A 15,918-nucleotide genomic window follows, 5' to 3' on the forward strand; every position below is an offset into this window, starting at 1 on the left:
TCTCTGGACCACTTGCGTGAAACGGTCGAAGGTTTCCCTCCGAGGAGTGTCTCTCTGTGGTGAATCAGCTACGCGCTTTCACAGCCCCAGATCGCGCCGTAGCTTGGCGACGTGGCCGGTCGCCTTCACGTTGTACTGGGCGACCGCGATCTTGCCGTCCGGGTCGACCACGAACGTCGACCGGATCACCCCGGTCACCTTCTTCCCGTACATGGTCTTCTCACCGAAGGCGCCGTACGCGGTCAGCGTCTCCTTCTCCGGGTCGCTGAGCAGCGGGAACGTCACGCCGTCGCGCTCACGGAACTTCGCCAGCTTGGCCGGCTTGTCCGGGGAGATCCCGAGTACGGCGTACCCGGCGGCCTGCAGGGAGTCGAGCGAGTCGCGGAAGTCGCAGGCCTGCTTGGTGCAGCCCGGCGTCATCGCGGCCGGGTAGAAGTACACGATCAGGTTCTTGCCGCGCAGATCCTTCAGGGCCACCTCGTTGCCGTCGGCATCCTGGAGGGTGAAATCAGGTGCGGCATCGCCGACGGACAAACGCTCGGACATCAGGCCCTCCACGGATCGAGTGAGATGCCGCCAATGTTACGTGCGTGAAAACTCTGACCACCTCGCCGGGGGGAGGCCCACAGTTCCAGGTGCGGACATGGCGTGTGTGGGTGAGGATGCGGACATGACCCGCGCATCCCACCGCCCCGCGGAGCTGTTCGCTGGGTACCTCGACCCGCGTCGTCCGCATGCGTCCGCGTACGACGAGATGTTCGACCCTGTCGACGGGGTGCGACCGGCGTACAAGCGGCTGCACGACTCGCTCAGCCCACTGCGCCCGGGTGACCTGACGGCGCGGTCCGAGGCGCTGGACCGGGCTCTGGTCGATCAGGGCATCACGTTCAGCCTGTCCGGCGAGGAGCGGCCGTTCCCGCTGGATCTGGTGCCGCGGGTCATCACCGCGTCGGAGTGGGCCCGGCTGGAGCGCGGGATCGTGCAGCGGGTCCGCGGGCTGGAGGCGTTCCTGGCGGACATCTATGGCGACCAGCGGATCGTCAAGGACGGCGTGCTGCCGCGCCGGCTGATCACCTCGTGTGAACACTTCCACCGGCAGGCGGCCGGCATCGTTCCGCCGAACGGCGTCCGCATCCACGTGGCCGGCATCGACGTGGTCCGCGACGAGCAGGGTGACTTCAGAGTGCTGGAGGACAACCTGCGCAGTCCGTCCGGGGTGTCGTACGTGATGGAGAACCGGCGCACCATGGCGCGGGTGTTCCCGGACCTGTTCGCCAAACACCGTGTGCGACCGGTGGGCGACTACGCGGTCCACCTGCTCAGATCACTCCGCGCTTCGGCTCCACCGGGTGCCACCGACCCGAACGTCGTCGTACTGACGCCGGGTGTCTTCAACTCGGCGTACTTCGAGCACTCGCTACTGGCGCGACAGATGGGTGTCGAGCTGGTCGAGGGGCGCGACCTGTTCGCCCGGAACAACGTCATCTACCTGCGGACCACCGAGGGCGAGCAGCGGGTCGATGTGATCTACCGGCGCATCGATGACGACTTCCTCGACCCGGTGCACTTCGAACCGGACTCTGTCCTCGGTGTCGCGGGCCTGATGAACGCGGCCCGAGCAGGCAACGTGGTGATCGCCAACGCGGTCGGGAACGGCGTCGGCGACGACAAGCTCGTCTACACCTACCTGCCGGAGATCTTGAAGTACTACCTCGGTGAAGCCCCGCTGCTGCCCAACGTGGACACCTTCCGCTGCTGGCTGCCTGCTGAACACGATGAGGTGCTGGACCGGCTCGACGAGCTGGTCACCAAGCCCGTCGAGGGTTCTGGCGGCTATGGCATCGTCTTCGGACCAGATGCCTCGCCCAAGGAGCTGCAGGCCCAGCGGCGCCGGATCAAGTCGAATCCACGCGGCTGGATCGCGCAGCCCGTCGTACAGCTGTCGACTGTGCCGACCAAGGTCGGTGAGCGGCTTCAGCCTCGGCATGTGGACCTGCGGCCGTTCGCGGTGAACGACGGCGACTCCGTCTTCGTACTGCCGGGCGGACTGACCAGAGTGGCGATTCCCGAGGGCAGTCTGATCGTCAACTCGTCGCAGGGTGGTGGCTCCAAGGACACCTGGGTGCTGGCACCCCGCGCCTCCGCAGCGATCTCCGAGCTCGGCGGTCCAGGGCTCGGCGCGGCTGGTGTCACGTCGGAGGAAGCATCCACTCCGGAGCGCGGTCCGGAACTCAATATCGCCCAGCAGCAGCAACAGTGATGGGGAGGTGCTGACGATGCTCGCACGCAACGCCGAATCGCTGTACTGGATCGGCCGGTACGTCGAACGCGCGGACGACACCGCACGGATTCTCGATGTCTCCGTCCACCAACTGCTCGAGGACGCCTCGGTGGATGCGGACACGGCCAGCCGGACGCTGCTCCATGTCCTCGGTATCAATCCGCCGGACGGTGCACCGCTGGACGTGTGGGGGCTGACCGAGCTGGTCGCCATGTCACCGGAGACGGGGTCGATCAGCTCGTCGATCTCCAGTGCCCGGGAGAACACCCGCGTCGCGCGTGAGGTGGTGTCGAGCGAGCTCTGGGAGTGCATCAACGCCACCTGGAACGCCGTACCGGAGCGGCAGCGAGCTGCGCGGCGGATGGGGCCGCACGGGTTCCTGACGTTCGTGGAGGACCGGGCGGCGATGTTCGCCGGGCTGGCCGACTCCACGATGAGCCGTGACGACGGCTGGCGGTTCCTGGTGCTCGGGCGGTCAGTGGAGCGGGTCGACATGATCGTCCGGCTGCTGATGTCCCGAGTGGGCGACAAGCCGACGTCTCCGGGCTGGGTGACGGTACTGCGTTCCGCGGGTGCGCATGACACGTATCTGCGGACCTATCGCGGTGCACTGGACGCGTCGCGGGTCGTGCAGTTCCTGCTCTTGGACCGGCTCTTTCCGCGGTCGGCGTTCCACGCGCTGCTGCAGGCCGAAGCCTGTCTGGAGGAGCTCGACCGCGGTCCTACAGCTCGCATCGGTACCGGTGCGGAGGCGTCACGCCTACTGGGGAAGGCGCGCAGCGATCTGGAGTTCCTGCAGCCGGCTGAGTTGCTGGACGACCTCACTGGTCGCCTGCAGGCGCTGCAGACCACGGTGCGCGATGTCGGCGAGGCAGTGTCTCGTCAGTACTTCCACACCGTGCCTTGGATTGAGTGGAACAACGCGGGGGTCAACCTGTGAAATGGCGTCTGCGGGTTGTGCACACGACTGGCTACCGGTACTCGAGTGCGGTGGCCCAGTCCTACAACGAGGCCCGGCTCACTCCGCGCAGTGACGACCGGCAGAACCTGATGGTTTCGCGGCTGGAGACAGTCCCGGCGACCCGTGCCTACAAGTACACGGACTACTGGGGCACTGAGGTCACTGCCTTCGACGTGTTCACTCCGCACACCGAGCTGAAGGTCGTCGCGGCCTCTGTGGTCGAGACGACCGGACAGCCACTTCCTGCGGTCGACGCGGCCTGGACCCAGGTGCGGTCGCCGGAGTGCATCGATCTGTACGCCGAGTACCTCGAATTCACCACCTACGTTCCGAAGCACCGGGAGCTGGCCAGTGTGGCTCGGGAGCTGCGCAAGGGCCGGACGCCGCAGGAGACTGTGCTCGCGGTGTCCAAGTGGGTGCACGACACGCTCAAGTACCAGCGCGGCACCACCGGCGTGCACTCGTCGGCAATCGACGCGTGGCAAGCCCGTGAGGGCGTGTGTCAGGACTATGCGCACCTCACGCTCGCCATGCTGCGTGCTGTCGGTGTCCCGACCCGCTACGTCTCCGGCTACCTGCACACCAAGCCGAACGCGGCGGTGGGCGAAACGGTCGTCGGCGAGAGCCATGCGTGGATCGAGGCCTGGACCGGGGAGTGGTGGGGATTCGACCCGACCAACGACATTCCGATCGGTCACCGGCACGTCTGGGTCGCCACTGGTCGTGACTACGCCGATGTGTCTCCGTTGAAGGGCATCTACTCGGGCGGCGCGGCCACGGCCATCGAGGTGACAGTGGACATGACCCGGTTAGCCTGAGCCCATGCGGGCAATGACCATCACACCGGGGAAGCCTGACTCAGCGCGAGTCGGGGAGGCCACAGAGCCGCCGGTCGCGGACGGATCGGTCCTGGTGGAAGGCCTGCTGACAGGTATCTGCGGGACCGACCTCGAGTTGGTGTCAGGTCACTTCGGAACCGGTCGGCCGGGCGCTGACCAACTAGTCATCGGTCATGAGTCACTCGGTCGAGTCCTGGAGGCACCTGCCGGCTCTGGATTCGCACCGGGTGATCTGGTGGCCGGAGTGGTTCGCCGACCCGACCCTGAGCCCTGTCCGGCCTGTGCACGCGGTGAATGGGACTTCTGCCGCAACGGCCGCTACACCGAGCGCGGCATCAAAGAGATGGACGGGTACGGCGCTGAGCGCTGGCGCGTCGACCCCTACTTCGCCGTACCGGTCCCGGCCGAGCTCGGAGACCTCGGCGTACTCGTGGAACCCGCCAGTGTGCTCACCAAGAGCTGGGAGCAGATCGACGCGATCGGCAGCCGGTCCTGGTACGCCCCGGAGCACGTTCTGATCACCGGCGCCGGTCCGATCGGTCTCCTCGCCGCCATGGTGGCCAGACAGCGCGGGTACGACGTTCATGTGCTCGACCGGATGCAGGACGGGCCCAAGCCGGAGCTGGTTCGAGCACTCGGTGCCAGCTATCTCACCGACCTCGCCGACCTGCCCGTCGTACCGGATGTGGTGATCGAGGCGACGGGGGCCGGACAGGTCGTGTTCGACTGCGCCAAGCTGCTGGGACCGGCCGGAGTCATGTGTCTGGTCGGCATCTCGCCAGGACCCGCGTCGATCGACGTGCAGCTCGATGCACTGATCCGGCAGCTCGTGGTGCGCAACGTGGCGGTGTTCGGGGTCGTGAACGCCGCCAAGCGGCACTACGCGGACGCTGTGGACGTGCTGCGGGCGGCCGATCCGGAGTGGCTGCGCCGCCTGATCACCCGGACCGTACCGCTCTCGGACTGGCCGTCCGCGCTGGTGCGTGAGCCGGACGACATCAAGGTGGTCGTGGACTTGCGGGCCTGACCTGCGAAGATGGGGGTATGTCGGACACGAAGGCTCGCACCGCCGAGCAGATCGAGGCGGACATCGCCGCCACCCGGGCCAGGCTGGCCTCGACCGTGGACGAGCTGGTCGACCGGGCCCACCCGAAGAACGTGGCCAAGCGGCAGGTCGAGCAGGCCAGGTCGCAGGTCTTCGACGAGACCGGCCAGCTGCGCACCCAGAAGCTGGTCGCGGTCGCCGGTGCGGTCGTCGGCGCCGTCGCTGTGCTGCTGGTGATCCGTCGCCTGGTGGGACGCCGGTGACTCCTCGTAAGAAGCTCTCCGACGACAAGCTGCCGATCCGGATGCTGCACGACCGCGTCCTGGTTTCCGCGGAGGTCGAGGGCGAGCGCAAGTCGTCAGCCGGCATCCTGATCCCGGCCACCGCGCAGATGGGCCGCCGGATGGCCTGGGCGAAGGTTGTCGCGATCGGCGCCAACGTGCGGACCGTCGAGGTCGACGACCGGGTCCTGTTCGACCCGGAGGACCGCGCCGAGGTCGAGGTGCGCGGCGACGACTACATCCTGCTCCGCGAGCGCGACCTGCACGCGGTCGCCGCCAACCGCCTCGAAGACGGTCAGACCGGCCTCTATCTCTGAACCAGGTCGCGCACGAGCTGCCCGACCAGCGGTACGAACTTGAACCCGGAGCCGCTGAAACCTGCGGCCACGGTGATCGGGCCGGACCTCTTGATGAACCATGCCGCATCCGGCGTGTTGTCGTAGAGGCAGCTGATCGCCGTCGTGCGGCTGGTGTCCAGGCCGGGGAACGTGGACTCGACGTACCGGACCAGTTCGGCGTCGCGCTCGGGCTCCACCTGAAAGTCGCGGGTGTCCGGGTCCACCTCCGGCCCGGTGGCGTGCAGACCGACCTTGACGCCAGAGCCGGCTTCGAACAAGCCATAGCTGCTCGCACTCTGATCCACGAAGCTCGGCCAGGTCAGGTCCGCTGAGACCGGAGTGAAGAAGCGCGGCTGCTCCTGCGTCACTCTGAACGGCGGTAGTTCCACCAGACCGCTCACCAGCTTCGGAGCCCAGCAACCGGCGGTCACCACGACCTGTGCCGCCTTGACAGCCCCACCCGGTACGTCGAGCTCCACCAAGCCGTTGTGGCGCCGGACTGCCGTGACCGGGGACTGGCTGCGGAACTCGGCCCCGAGCCGAGCAGCCGTGGTCTGCAGCGCCTTGACCGTGCGATCGGCGTACAGGCGGCCGGAGCCCGGCTGGTGGAGCACCGGAGTGGTGAAGCGGAAGCCGGGCCAGCGCTCGCTCGCGGCTTCGGGAGTCAGAACCTCACCCGTTGCCGCATGCAACGATCTGAAGGCCTCGACGGTCTCGTCGGTGACACCGAAGTCGATACCGCCGGTGACCTCGAACAGCGTCTCACCGGACTCCGCTTCGAGCTCCCGCCACAGCGGCCGGGCCAGCTCGGTCAGCCGAGCCAATTCGGCATCATCAGCGGCGGGGCGGAACAGTCTGGTCCCGCCGTGTGAACCACCGCGGTCATGGCCGAGCGTGTACTGCTCCAGTACGACGACCTCGCGGCCGGCGGCAGCCAGCGCCCGCGCTGCGGCCGATCCCATTGCGCCGGCACCGACCACCGCTACGTCGTACGTCATCCCCTAAGTATCGTCAGAAGCTGTTCGGGCCGAACCGGAAGATCGCGACCACGACGGCGACGACCAGGATCACCGCGTTCAGGATGATCGGCTGGTTCTCCTTGCGCCGGGCGTGGACGATGATCGCGAGCAGCATGATGACGGCCAGACCGGTCGCGGCCAGCGGGACCAGGATCGGCGCGATGTCCAGGACCGCCGGCAGGATCAGACCGATCGCGCCGAGCAGTTCGGCCGTGCCGATCAGCTTGACGGTGCCGGCGGACAGATCCTCGACCCAGTTCATGTTGCCGCTCTCGAGCAGTTTCGCGCGGGACTGGCTCAGCTTGGTCACGCCGGCCGCCAGGAAGAAGGCCGCCAGGACTCCGGTCAGGATCCACAGAAAGATGTTCATGGCCCACTCTCAGTGATGAGTTGATGTTTCAACCCAAAGGTAGGGCCGCAAGACTTGAAGCGTCAAGTAACGGCGTATACTGCCGGTATGGCGTCGGAATCCGAAACGCGGTGGCTCACCGAGGACGAGCTCGCGACCTGGCTGTCGCTGGTCGGGGTGATCTTCAAGCTGCCCGGCGTCCTCGACAACCAGCTGCAGCGGGACTCCGGGCTGACCCACTTCGAGTATCTGGTGCTCGCCGGGCTCTCCGAGTCGCCGGACCGGTCGCTGCGGATGAGCGATCTGGCCGGATTCGCCAACGGTTCGCTGTCCCGCCTGTCCCATGTGGTCAAGCGGCTCGAGAACCGCGGCTTCGTCGTACGGCGGACCGCGGAGGACGACGGCCGCATCACCGTCGCCACGCTGACCGACAGCGGGTATGCATTCGTGGTGACCGCGGCCCCCGGGCATGTTGGCGCCGTCCGCGAGTTCGTGATCGACGCGCTTTCCCCCGAGCAGTTGGTCCAGTTGCGGACGATCGCCGACCAGATCATGGCTCGAGTCGATCCCGATCAGGACTGCCCCGGCGGGCGAGCGACAATGGGTGGGTGAAATTCGAGACCTCCAGCCGGTTGCCAGACTTCCCGTGGGACAAGCTCGCCCCTTACAAGGCCAAGGCGGCCGCCCATCCGGACGGCATCGTCGACCTCTCCGTGGGCAGTCCGGTCGACCCGGTGCCCGCACTGGTGCAGAAGGCGCTGGCTGACGCAGCGAACGCCCCGGCGTACCCGACCACTCTCGGTACGTCGTCAGCGCGGCAGTCCGCGGTTGACTGGTTGGCACGGCGGCTCGGTGTGGTCGACGTGGACCCGCAGCACGGCGTGCTGCCGGTCATCGGGACCAAAGAGCTGATCATGATGCTGCCGACCCTGCTGGGTGTCGGCGCCGGGGACACTGTGCTGATCCCAGACCTGGCCTACCCGACGTACGAGGCCGGTGCGGCGCTGGTGCGCGCGACCAGCGTGCCCGTCGCGGATCCGACCGCGTACGACGCCGGTCCGGTCCGGATCGCCTATCTGAACTCGCCCCGCAACCCGTCTGGTCAGATCACCCCCGCTGACGACCTGCGGCGGGCAGTCGAGTGGGCGCGGGCGAACGACGTACTGCTGGTGAGTGACGAGTGCTATGCCGAGTTCGGCTGGGACGAGAAGCCGATGTCGGTGCTGCACCCGGACATCTGCGGTGGGAGCTTCGACAACCTGCTTGCGGTGCACTCCCTCTCCAAGCGCTCCAATCTGGCCGGCTATCGGGGTGGATTCGTCGCCGGCGACGAGACTGTGGTCGCTGAGCTGCTCGCAGTCCGCAAGCACGCCGGGCTGATGGTCCCGTCACCGATCCAGGCAGCCATGGCCGCCGCCTTCGCCGATGACGTCCATGTAGAGGAGCAGCGCGAGCGGTACCTCCGCCGCCGGACCCTCCTCCGCGAGGCGCTCACTGCGGCGGGCTGGAACATCACCCTGTCCAACGGTGGCCTCTATCTCTGGGCCGACCACCCGACGTACGACTCCTACGCCTCGGTGGCCGCGCTGGCCGACCACGGCATCCTGGTCGCGCCCGGCACCTTCTACAGCCCGGCCGCCGACCATCACGTCCGTGTCGCGCTGACCGGTACCGACGAGCGCGTCGAGGCGGCCGCTGCCCGATTGCACCCTTGATGCAACTAGCCCTGATTCAAAACGTGTATTACCTTTCAGTATTTCTTGGCTTACACTCCAAAGATGGCTGAGTTCGAGCGGTACGGACGACTGACGGCGGGCCTGGACGCGCCGTTCGCGGTGGTGGATCTGGCCGCGTTCCGGCGGAACGCGGACGACCTGGTCCGCCGTGCGGCGGGGACGCCGATCCGGATCGCGTCCAAATCGGTGCGGTGCCGTGAGCTGCTCGCGGCCGCGCTGGAGCGGCCCGGGTTCCACGGCGTGATGGGCTACTCGCTCGTCGAGGCGCTCTGGCTGGCGGAGAACGGTGTCGACGACATCCTGCTCGGCTACCCGACCACGCATCGCACCGCGCTGCGGGAGCTGGCCGGCAACCCCGAGGCCGCCGCGAAGATCACGCTGATGATCGACTCGCCCGAGCACCTGGCGTTTGTTCGGTCGGTGACCGGTGGCGGTGGCGCCAGGATCCAGGTCGCGCTCGACGTGGACGCCTCACTGCGTGTCTTCGGCCAGCACCTCGGCGTACGGCGATCGCCGCTCCGCACCCCGGAAGACGTGGCTGGGCTGGCGCGTCAGGTCGTCGCGGATGACGCCTTCGAGCTGGCCGGTGTGATGTTCTACGAGGCGCAGATCGCTGGTCTGCCCGACACGTCCCCGGCCGTGCGCTGGGTGAAGCGTCGTTCGGCCGCTGAGCTTGCCGACCGGCGCGGTGCGGTCGTGGACGCGGTCAAGCAGCTCGCAGCGTTGCGGATCGTCAACAGCGGTGGCACCGGCAGCCTGGAGATCAGCAGCGCCGATCCGGTCGTCACCGAGGTCACCGCCGGCTCCGGTCTCTACGGGCCGACGCTGTTCGACAAGTACGACGTGTTCCAGCCCGAGCCCGCGGTCGCGTACGCACTCGACGTCGTACGGCGTCCTGCCCCGCGGATCGCCACCCTGTTCGGCGGCGGGTACGTCGCGTCCGGGCCGGCGAAGAAGTCGCGGCTGCCGATGCCTGCTTGGCCGGCCGGTCTGAAGCTGCTGGGCACGGAAGGTGCCGGAGAAGTGCAGACTCCGGTCCTTGGCAAGTCCGCCGATGGGCTGCATCTTGGAGATCGGGTCTGGATGCGCTACGCGAAGGCGGGGGAGATGTTCGAGCGATTCGAGACGGTCCACGCCATCGACGGCGACCAACTGACCGAGCTGAAGACGTACCGAGGTGAGGGGCGGAACTTCGGATGAGTAGTACGTGGCGGAACTGGTCGGGGACCGAGGTCGCGACGGGCGTAGAGGTTCTGCGGCCCGGGTCGGTTGATGAGTTGGCTGCTTCGGTGAAGGCTGCGGCTGACCAGGGCAAGAAGCTCAAGGCTGTCGGTGCTGGGCACTCGTTCACCGGGTGTGCCGTGCCGGAGCAGGTGATGGTTCGGCTTGATGGGCTGGCTGCGATCACCAACGCCGACCAGGAGTCCGGCCGGGTGACCGTCGGTGCGGGGACCGGTCTGCGCAAGCTGAACGCCGGGCTGGCCTCCTTCGACCTCGCGATGGCGAACCTCGGCGACATCGACAAGCAGACCGTTGCCGGCGCGATCTCGACCGGGACGCACGGGACCGGCGCCCGGCTCGGTGGGATCGCGACCCAGATCGCCGCGCTCGACCTGGTCACGGCGGACGGGTCGGTCCTGCACTGCTCCCCGGAGGAGAACGCCGACGTCTTCAACGCCGCCCGGGTCGGGGTCGGTGCGCTCGGGGTGATCAGCGCGATCACGCTGCAGACGGTCCCGGCGTTCCTGCTGCGGGCGCAGGAGATGCCGCTCCCGCTCGCCGACGTGCTGGACGGCTTCGATGAGCTTGCCGATGGCAACGATCACTTCGAGTTCTACTGGTTCCCGCACACCGACGTCGCGCTGACCAAGCGCAACAACCGGGTCGCCGAAGGTGTCGCCGCGGCGCCCGTCGGCGCGATCCGCGGCTGGATCGACGACGAACTCCTCTCGAACCGCGTCTTCGAGCTCACCAACCGCCTGGCGATGCGGCGACCGGCGCTGGTTCCCCGCATCAACCGGCTGGCGACCCGCGCGTTGTCCGCTCGCGAGTACGTCGACGCGTCGTACAAGGTGTTCGTCTCCGAGCGCAACGTGTTGTTCCGCGAGTCCGAGTACGCCGTACCGCGGGAGCACGTGGTCGAGGTGCTGCGCCGACTGCGCGACTGGATCGACGACTCGGGGCACCACCTGCCGTTCCCGATCGAGGTCCGGGTCGCCGCGGCCGACGACATCTGGCTGTCGACCGCCTCCGGCCGCGACACGGCGTACATCGCGATCCACCAGTACCACCGGCTGCCGCACGACATCTACTTCGAGGCGTTCGAGCGCATCGTCTCCGAGTACCAAGGCCGTCCGCACTGGGGCAAGATGCACACGCTCGGCGCCGAGGACCTGCGCGCCGTCTACCCGCACTTCGACGACTTCGTCGCCGTCCGCGACCGGGTCGATCCCGGGCACACCTTCAGCAACCCCTACACCCGGAAGATCTTCGGCGGCTAGGTTGCATTCATGAATGCTTCGGAGGGGTTGCAGCCGGTCGACGAGGACTGGCAGAAGGCGCTGGCCGTGGTGGCGCATCCGGACGACCTGGAGTTCGGGTCGGCGGCCGCGATCGCGCGCTGGACGGCGCAAGGCAAGGAGATCGTGTACTGCCTGCTGACGTCGGGGGAGGCGGGGATCGACGGGCTCGCGCCGGCCGAGTGTGGGCCGTTGCGTGAGGCCGAGCAGATCGAGTCGTCGCGGATCGTGGGTGTGTCGGCGGTCGAGTTCCTCGGTCAGCCGGACGGCACGATCGAGTACGGCGTCCCGCTGCGCCGCGTGATCGCCGAGGTGATCCGCCGGCACCAGCCGGAGATCGTGATCACCAACAACTTCCACGACACGTGGGACGGCGACGTACTGCTGAACCAGGCCGACCACATCAACACCGGCCGCGCCACCCTGGACGCGGTCCGCGACGCGGCCAACCGCTGGATCTTCCCGGACGTCGGCGAACGCTGGGCAGGCGTCAAGCAGGTCTGGGCGGCCGGCTCGCCGAACTCCCGGCACGCCGCCGACACCACCGACACGTTCGCCGTCGGCGTCGAATCCCTGAAGGCCCACAAGGCCTACATCGAAGGCCTCAACTGGCCGCACTTCGACCCCGAGGAGTTCCTCGAAGGCGGCTCGCGTCCCACCGGCAGCCAACTAGGCACCAAGTACGCAACCCGCTTCGAGGTCTTCACTCCCTAGTCAGAGCTGGAGAATCCGTTGGGCCTCGGCCAGCACGGACGGTGAGGTGAGGGACTGCCAGCGCGGGATCTGCTCCTGCAGGAACGGGCGCAGCTTCGGGGCGAGCTTCGGCGCGTGGTCGAGCACGTCGAGCTCGTTGACGATCGTGAGGTCGATGAACTCGCGTAGCTCCTCACCGCTGAGCTCCTCCGACGTACCGGTGAAGCGGTCGGTGACCGTGCGGTGCTCGGCCAGATCGCGCCAGCTCGTCTCGCGGTCGCAGGCGCCGTACCGGTAGACGAGCAGCTCGGCCTCCGGGCCGATCACCGACTCGAGCACCGGCCGCTCGGCCTGCCAGTCGAACAGGTGGGTCGGGAAGCCGTCCGTCCCGTACGCCGCGTGCGCCAGCCCGGCCAGCACCAGCGTGTCGGACGCACCGAGCGAGGTGAGCCGCTTGGCGACGCGGTGCAGATGCACGTAGAGCGTCCCACCGGCATGGTCGATCTCGTCGGCGCCGCGGACCAGCAGCAGTGACCCCAAGTCCTGGAAAGTGCTCATCTGACCCCTTCTCGGCGCGGAGCGGTCAGGGCCCACGGACCGGCCCAGGCACCTACCGTAAGGCCACAGCCGGTCGCTCGCCCACCACCTCGGCGTGCCGATTGGGTCACACCCCGTTCACGCGTCGTTTCCGCCCAGGGGACCTCCCGGATCCGACCCCGGCCACCCCCTGAATCCCGCGTCGGACACTTCCGTGCGGCACGCACCCGAGACAGCATTTACCTATGAGCAACACCGCAGCCCGCTGGACCCTGATCGCGGCCCTCGCCGCCATCACGCTCCTCACGATCACCCTCACCACGCGCCTCGACGCTGCCCTCAACGACCCGACCGAGATCGTCTCCACCGCCCGCTAAATCCCGCAGCGTCCAAAAGACACGCCGACCACGTACTGCATTTCTTCGGACGCTAGGAGGATGTGGTGGGTTCGGTGATCGGGAGCAGGACGCGGCTGGTCTCCTGCAAGAGGAGCGGCAAGTACGGGTTGGGGTTGTGGACGGCCCACATCAGCGCCAGCGTGTTGGGCGGTGCATCGACCAGCGGGAGCCACACCAGCCGCGGATGGGCGAAGTACGTGACCGTCGACGCCGGAGCGATCCAGCACCCATGCCCGGCCGCGACCAGGTGCAGACACTCCTCCGGCGTCCGCGCCTCGGGCCCGAAGACCGCGCGGGACCCATCGGGCCGCGGATCGATGAACCAGAAACGCACCACAGCCTCCGGCATACCTTCGCGTGGACCAACGATCGGTACGTCGGCCAGGTCCGCGATCGTCAAGGTGTTGCGCCCCGCCAACGGATGCCCGGGCGGTAGCGCGACCCAGCGATCCTCAGCGACCAGCGGGTGGATGGTGAAGCGCGGGTCGTCACCGATCGGCAGCCACAGGAACGCAGCGTCCGCGCGGCCCTCGAGCAGCGCCTCGATCTCGTCCGGCAGCGTGTGCGAGGCGATCGGCTGGACCTCCAGGTCGGGTGCCTGCCTGCGGAGCGCGGCCTCAACGGCCGGCATGAAGTGCGCGGTGCTCTGCGCCTTGAACGCGATCCGGAGCGGTTCGGAGCGTCCGGCGCCGACCATCCGCGCCTCGGACACCATCGACTGGGCGGACTGCAGCAGTGCCTCGCCCTGCTTGAGCACGACCAGACCCGCGCCGGTGAGCTCGATTCCGGACGGCAGTCGGACGACCAGCGGCGTACCGACGACGCGCTCGAGCTGACGGATCTGCCCGCTGACCGCCTGCTGGGTCAGGTTCAGCCGTCGGGCGGCGCGCGTCATGCTGCCGTCCTCGGCGACGGCGGCCAGCGCCTGCAGGAGGCGCAAGCTCAGATCCACGTCCGCAATCCTGCCACAACGATTCGTTGTGACCTCCCTAAGAAGTCTCTGTTTCCGCAGAGTCCGGTCACGGCGGACGATCGGAACAGGGCGACTTGATGGGAGAAAGTAAGGATGACGCTGCAAGGAAAGACTGCGCTCGTCACCGGTTCGTCGAAGGGGCTCGGGCGTGCGATCCTGCTCCGGCTCGCCGGGCAGGGTGCGAATGTCGTGGTCAACTACTCCCGCGACGAGAGCGCCGCGGCCGAGGTTCAGGCGGCCGCCGAGGCGCTCGGGGTCCGCGCGATCACGGTCGCGGCCGACGTGTCCCAGGTGGACGGGATCTCCCGGGTGTTCGACGCCGCCGTCGAGGCCTTCGGGCAGATCGACATCGTGGTCGCGAACGCCGGCATGGAGAAGGTGAACGTCCCGGTCACCGACGTGACCGAGGAGGATTTCGACCTGCTCTTCCGGGTCAACACCAAGGGCCCGTACTTCGTCCTGCGCGAAGCCGCCCGGCGGATCGCGGACAACGGCCGGATCGTCACGATCTCCTCGAACACCACCACGGTTCCGCAGCTCGGTGTCGGGCTCTACGGGACGAGCAAGGTGGCCACCGGCTACCTGGCCCGGGTGCTGGCGCTCGAGCTCGGTCCGCGCGGCGTGACCGTGAACACCGTCGTACCGGGGCCGATCGACGGTGCGGGCATCTTCACCGACCCGGCGAACGACGAGTACAAGAAGAGCCTGGTCGCGATGGTGCCGATCGGGCGGTTGGGTACGACGGAGGACGTGGCCGGTGTGGTGGCGTTCCTGACCAGCGATGACGCCGGCCTGATCACCGGCCAGCAGCTGGTCGCCGACGGCGGAATGCACTGAAGGGGATCTTGATGACGACGATGCGAGCAGCTCAAGTTCAGCAGGCCGGCGGGCCGTTCGTGGTAACGGATGTGGCGATTCCGGAGCCGTCGCCCGGGCACATCCGGGTGAAGGTTCACGCCTGCGGCATCTGTGGTGGTGACGCGATTCCGCGCAACGCTCTCTTCGGTACGGTGTTGCCGCGCATCCCGGGCCACGAGATCGCCGGTGTGGTCGACGCGGTCGGCGAGGGCGTCACGCTCTGGACGGTCGGCGAGAAGGTCGGCGTCGGCTGGTCCGGCGGTGTCGACTTCACCTGCGAGTTCTGCCGCCGCGGTGACTTCACGAACTGCGTCCAGCACACGATCGTCGGTACGTCGTACGACGGTGGTTACGCCGAATACATGGTCGCCCCGCAGGACGCGGTGGCTCGGATCCCCGAGGGCCTCACGTTTGAAGAGGCTGCTCCGCTGATGTGTGGCGGGATCACGGCTTTCAACGCGCTCCGCCATTCCAAGGCCGGCCCCGGCGATCTGATCGCCGTACAGGGTGTTGGTGGTGTTGGGCATCTGGCGATTCAGTTCGCGGACAAGATGGGCTTCCGGACCGTTGCGATCAACCGCGGTCGCGACAAGGAGGCGCTGGCACGTCAGCTGGGTGCCGACGAGTACATCGACAGCACCGAAGGCGACGCCGGCGAAGCGCTCAAGGCGCTCGGCGGTGCGGCCGCCGTACTGGCCACTGTGTCGCGGGCGGAGTTGCAGTCCGACCTGGTCAAGGGACTGCGCCCGAACGGCCAGCTCATCGTGCTGGAAGGCTCCGACCCCATGCAGATCACCGGCCACGACCTCGCGGACAGCCGGCTCAGCGTCTCCGGCTGGTACTCGGGCGTTGCTCAGGACTCCGAAGACACCCTCAACTTCGCCGTCCTGAAGGGCATCCGCCCCATCATCGAGACCTACCCGCTAGAAGAAGCCGAAGCAGCCTGGCAACACCAGCCCAAGGCCAACCTCCGAATCGTCCTGAAAACCCAACCGGACGCCTGAGTGCTCCGGCCATCAGTGGTGGCCGGAGACAGCTAGTGGTGGCCAGAGATCTGCTGTGCGGGGTCTCTGGGCGCTGCTTTGTGGCTC

The 15,918-nt window shown here is 67.7% G+C and carries 19 protein-coding genes; 14 read left to right on the forward strand and 5 right to left on the reverse strand.

Annotated elements, in window-relative coordinates; genetic code table 11:
• Positions 1-78: 78 nt before the first annotated feature.
• Positions 79-546 carry a thioredoxin-dependent thiol peroxidase gene (bcp, locus tag OG474_RS27930; RefSeq protein ID WP_405056553.1) on the reverse strand — a complete coding sequence of 156 codons (468 nt, stop codon included), beginning with the start codon at positions 544-546 and terminating at the stop codon, positions 79-81.
• Between the two features lie 208 nt (positions 547-754).
• Between bcp and OG474_RS27935 the strand changes: the two genes are divergently transcribed.
• The 6 genes from OG474_RS27935 to OG474_RS27960 are packed head-to-tail and all read left to right on the forward strand — an operon-like array spanning position 755 to position 5,724.
• The gene (locus tag OG474_RS27935; RefSeq protein ID WP_405064622.1) at positions 755-2,260 is read left to right on the forward strand and encodes a circularly permuted type 2 ATP-grasp protein; all 1,506 of its coding nucleotides are present in this window, start codon (positions 755-757) and stop codon (positions 2,258-2,260) included.
• A gap of 16 nt (positions 2,261-2,276) precedes the next feature.
• Positions 2,277-3,221 (forward strand): alpha-E domain-containing protein, encoded by a 945-nt coding sequence (locus OG474_RS27940; protein ID WP_405056554.1) that lies wholly within the window; start codon positions 2,277-2,279, stop codon positions 3,219-3,221.
• On the forward strand, positions 3,218-4,060 hold the full coding sequence (locus OG474_RS27945; protein ID WP_405056555.1) for a transglutaminase domain-containing protein: 843 nt from the start codon (positions 3,218-3,220) through the stop codon (positions 4,058-4,060). The genes OG474_RS27940 and OG474_RS27945 overlap by 4 nt, the downstream gene beginning before the upstream one ends.
• Before the next feature lie 4 nt (positions 4,061-4,064).
• Positions 4,065-5,108, forward strand: coding sequence for a glucose 1-dehydrogenase (locus OG474_RS27950; protein WP_405056556.1), 1,044 nt, complete (start codon positions 4,065-4,067; stop codon positions 5,106-5,108).
• Positions 5,109-5,125: 17 nt separating this feature from the next.
• A complete protein-coding gene (locus OG474_RS27955; RefSeq protein ID WP_405056557.1) occupies positions 5,126-5,389 on the forward strand; it encodes a DUF3618 domain-containing protein in 264 nt (87 codons plus the stop codon).
• Positions 5,390-5,430: 41 nt separating this feature from the next.
• A complete protein-coding gene (locus tag OG474_RS27960) occupies positions 5,431-5,724 on the forward strand; it encodes a GroES family chaperonin (RefSeq protein ID WP_391543269.1) in 294 nt (97 codons plus the stop codon).
• Here OG474_RS27960 and OG474_RS27965 read toward each other — a convergent pair.
• Positions 5,715-6,743 (reverse strand): FAD-dependent oxidoreductase, encoded by a 1,029-nt coding sequence (locus tag OG474_RS27965; RefSeq protein WP_405056558.1) that lies wholly within the window; start codon positions 6,741-6,743, stop codon positions 5,715-5,717. The two genes, OG474_RS27960 and OG474_RS27965, sit on opposite strands and share 10 nt — an antisense overlap.
• 13 nt (positions 6,744-6,756) lie before the next feature.
• The gene (locus tag OG474_RS27970; RefSeq protein WP_405056559.1) at positions 6,757-7,134 is read right to left on the reverse strand and encodes a DoxX family protein; all 378 of its coding nucleotides are present in this window, start codon (positions 7,132-7,134) and stop codon (positions 6,757-6,759) included.
• 87 nt (positions 7,135-7,221) lie between these two features.
• On the opposite strand from OG474_RS27970, the gene OG474_RS27975 reads away from it, so the two are divergent.
• The 5 genes from OG474_RS27975 (at position 7,222) to OG474_RS27995 (ending at position 12,082) form a co-directional block, all read left to right on the forward strand.
• Positions 7,222-7,725: a MarR family winged helix-turn-helix transcriptional regulator gene (locus tag OG474_RS27975; RefSeq protein ID WP_405056560.1), complete on the forward strand. Its 504-nt coding sequence runs from the start codon at positions 7,222-7,224 to the stop codon at positions 7,723-7,725.
• A complete protein-coding gene (dapC, locus tag OG474_RS27980; protein ID WP_405056561.1) occupies positions 7,722-8,828 on the forward strand; it encodes a succinyldiaminopimelate transaminase in 1,107 nt (368 codons plus the stop codon). Before OG474_RS27975 ends, dapC begins: the two co-directional genes overlap by 4 nt.
• A 63-nt stretch (positions 8,829-8,891) precedes the next feature.
• Positions 8,892-10,049, forward strand: coding sequence for an amino acid deaminase/aldolase (locus OG474_RS27985; protein ID WP_405056562.1), 1,158 nt, complete (start codon positions 8,892-8,894; stop codon positions 10,047-10,049).
• On the forward strand, positions 10,046-11,350 hold the full coding sequence (locus OG474_RS27990) for a D-arabinono-1,4-lactone oxidase (protein ID WP_405056563.1): 1,305 nt from the start codon (positions 10,046-10,048) through the stop codon (positions 11,348-11,350). The genes OG474_RS27985 and OG474_RS27990 overlap by 4 nt, the downstream gene beginning before the upstream one ends.
• Before the next feature lie 9 nt (positions 11,351-11,359).
• Positions 11,360-12,082: a PIG-L deacetylase family protein gene (locus OG474_RS27995; protein ID WP_405056564.1), complete on the forward strand. Its 723-nt coding sequence runs from the start codon at positions 11,360-11,362 to the stop codon at positions 12,080-12,082.
• Here the strand turns inward: OG474_RS27995 and OG474_RS28000 are convergent, their stop codons facing one another.
• A complete protein-coding gene (locus OG474_RS28000; protein ID WP_405056565.1) occupies positions 12,083-12,619 on the reverse strand; it encodes a DUF6817 domain-containing protein in 537 nt (178 codons plus the stop codon).
• 224 nt (positions 12,620-12,843) lie between these two features.
• On the opposite strand from OG474_RS28000, the gene OG474_RS28005 reads away from it, so the two are divergent.
• Complete coding sequence (locus OG474_RS28005) at positions 12,844-12,975, forward strand: hypothetical protein (protein WP_405056566.1); 132 nt, start codon at positions 12,844-12,846, stop codon at positions 12,973-12,975.
• Positions 12,976-13,027: 52 nt separating this feature from the next.
• Here OG474_RS28005 and OG474_RS28010 read toward each other — a convergent pair whose 3' ends face one another.
• A complete protein-coding gene (locus OG474_RS28010) occupies positions 13,028-13,948 on the reverse strand; it encodes a LysR family transcriptional regulator (protein WP_405056567.1) in 921 nt (306 codons plus the stop codon).
• A 114-nt stretch (positions 13,949-14,062) separates the two neighbouring features.
• On the opposite strand from OG474_RS28010, the gene OG474_RS28015 reads away from it, so the two are divergent.
• On the forward strand, positions 14,063-14,806 hold the full coding sequence (locus OG474_RS28015; protein ID WP_405056568.1) for an SDR family oxidoreductase: 744 nt from the start codon (positions 14,063-14,065) through the stop codon (positions 14,804-14,806).
• A gap of 11 nt (positions 14,807-14,817) precedes the next feature.
• Entirely contained in the window at positions 14,818-15,831 is a 1,014-nt protein-coding gene (locus tag OG474_RS28020; RefSeq protein WP_405056569.1) for an alcohol dehydrogenase catalytic domain-containing protein, read from the forward strand.
• Positions 15,832-15,918: the final 87 nt, after the last annotated feature.

Source organism: Kribbella sp. NBC_01505, assembly GCF_045040285.1.
Classification (GTDB): domain Bacteria; phylum Actinomycetota; class Actinomycetes; order Propionibacteriales; family Kribbellaceae; genus Kribbella.

Coding starts and splice junctions, on each gene's coding strand:
- bcp (WP_405056553.1), bottom strand. CDS start 546: ATGTCCGAGCGTTTGTCCGTCGGCGATGCCGCACCTGATTTCACCCTC.
- OG474_RS27935 (WP_405064622.1), top strand. CDS start 755: ATGTTCGACCCTGTCGACGGGGTGCGACCGGCGTACAAGCGGCTGCAC.
- OG474_RS27940 (WP_405056554.1), top strand. CDS start 2,277: ATGCTCGCACGCAACGCCGAATCGCTGTACTGGATCGGCCGGTACGTC.
- OG474_RS27950 (WP_405056556.1), top strand. CDS start 4,065: ATGCGGGCAATGACCATCACACCGGGGAAGCCTGACTCAGCGCGAGTC.
- OG474_RS27955 (WP_405056557.1), top strand. CDS start 5,126: ATGTCGGACACGAAGGCTCGCACCGCCGAGCAGATCGAGGCGGACATC.
- OG474_RS27960 (WP_391543269.1), top strand. CDS start 5,431: ATGCTGCACGACCGCGTCCTGGTTTCCGCGGAGGTCGAGGGCGAGCGC.
- OG474_RS27965 (WP_405056558.1), bottom strand. CDS start 6,743: ATGACGTACGACGTAGCGGTGGTCGGTGCCGGCGCAATGGGATCGGCC.
- OG474_RS27970 (WP_405056559.1), bottom strand. CDS start 7,134: ATGAACATCTTTCTGTGGATCCTGACCGGAGTCCTGGCGGCCTTCTTC.
- OG474_RS27975 (WP_405056560.1), top strand. CDS start 7,222: ATGGCGTCGGAATCCGAAACGCGGTGGCTCACCGAGGACGAGCTCGCG.
- OG474_RS27985 (WP_405056562.1), top strand. CDS start 8,892: ATGGCTGAGTTCGAGCGGTACGGACGACTGACGGCGGGCCTGGACGCG.
- OG474_RS27990 (WP_405056563.1), top strand. CDS start 10,046: ATGAGTAGTACGTGGCGGAACTGGTCGGGGACCGAGGTCGCGACGGGC.
- OG474_RS27995 (WP_405056564.1), top strand. CDS start 11,360: ATGAATGCTTCGGAGGGGTTGCAGCCGGTCGACGAGGACTGGCAGAAG.
- OG474_RS28000 (WP_405056565.1), bottom strand. CDS start 12,619: ATGAGCACTTTCCAGGACTTGGGGTCACTGCTGCTGGTCCGCGGCGCC.
- OG474_RS28005 (WP_405056566.1), top strand. CDS start 12,844: ATGAGCAACACCGCAGCCCGCTGGACCCTGATCGCGGCCCTCGCCGCC.
- OG474_RS28015 (WP_405056568.1), top strand. CDS start 14,063: ATGACGCTGCAAGGAAAGACTGCGCTCGTCACCGGTTCGTCGAAGGGG.
- OG474_RS28020 (WP_405056569.1), top strand. CDS start 14,818: ATGACGACGATGCGAGCAGCTCAAGTTCAGCAGGCCGGCGGGCCGTTC.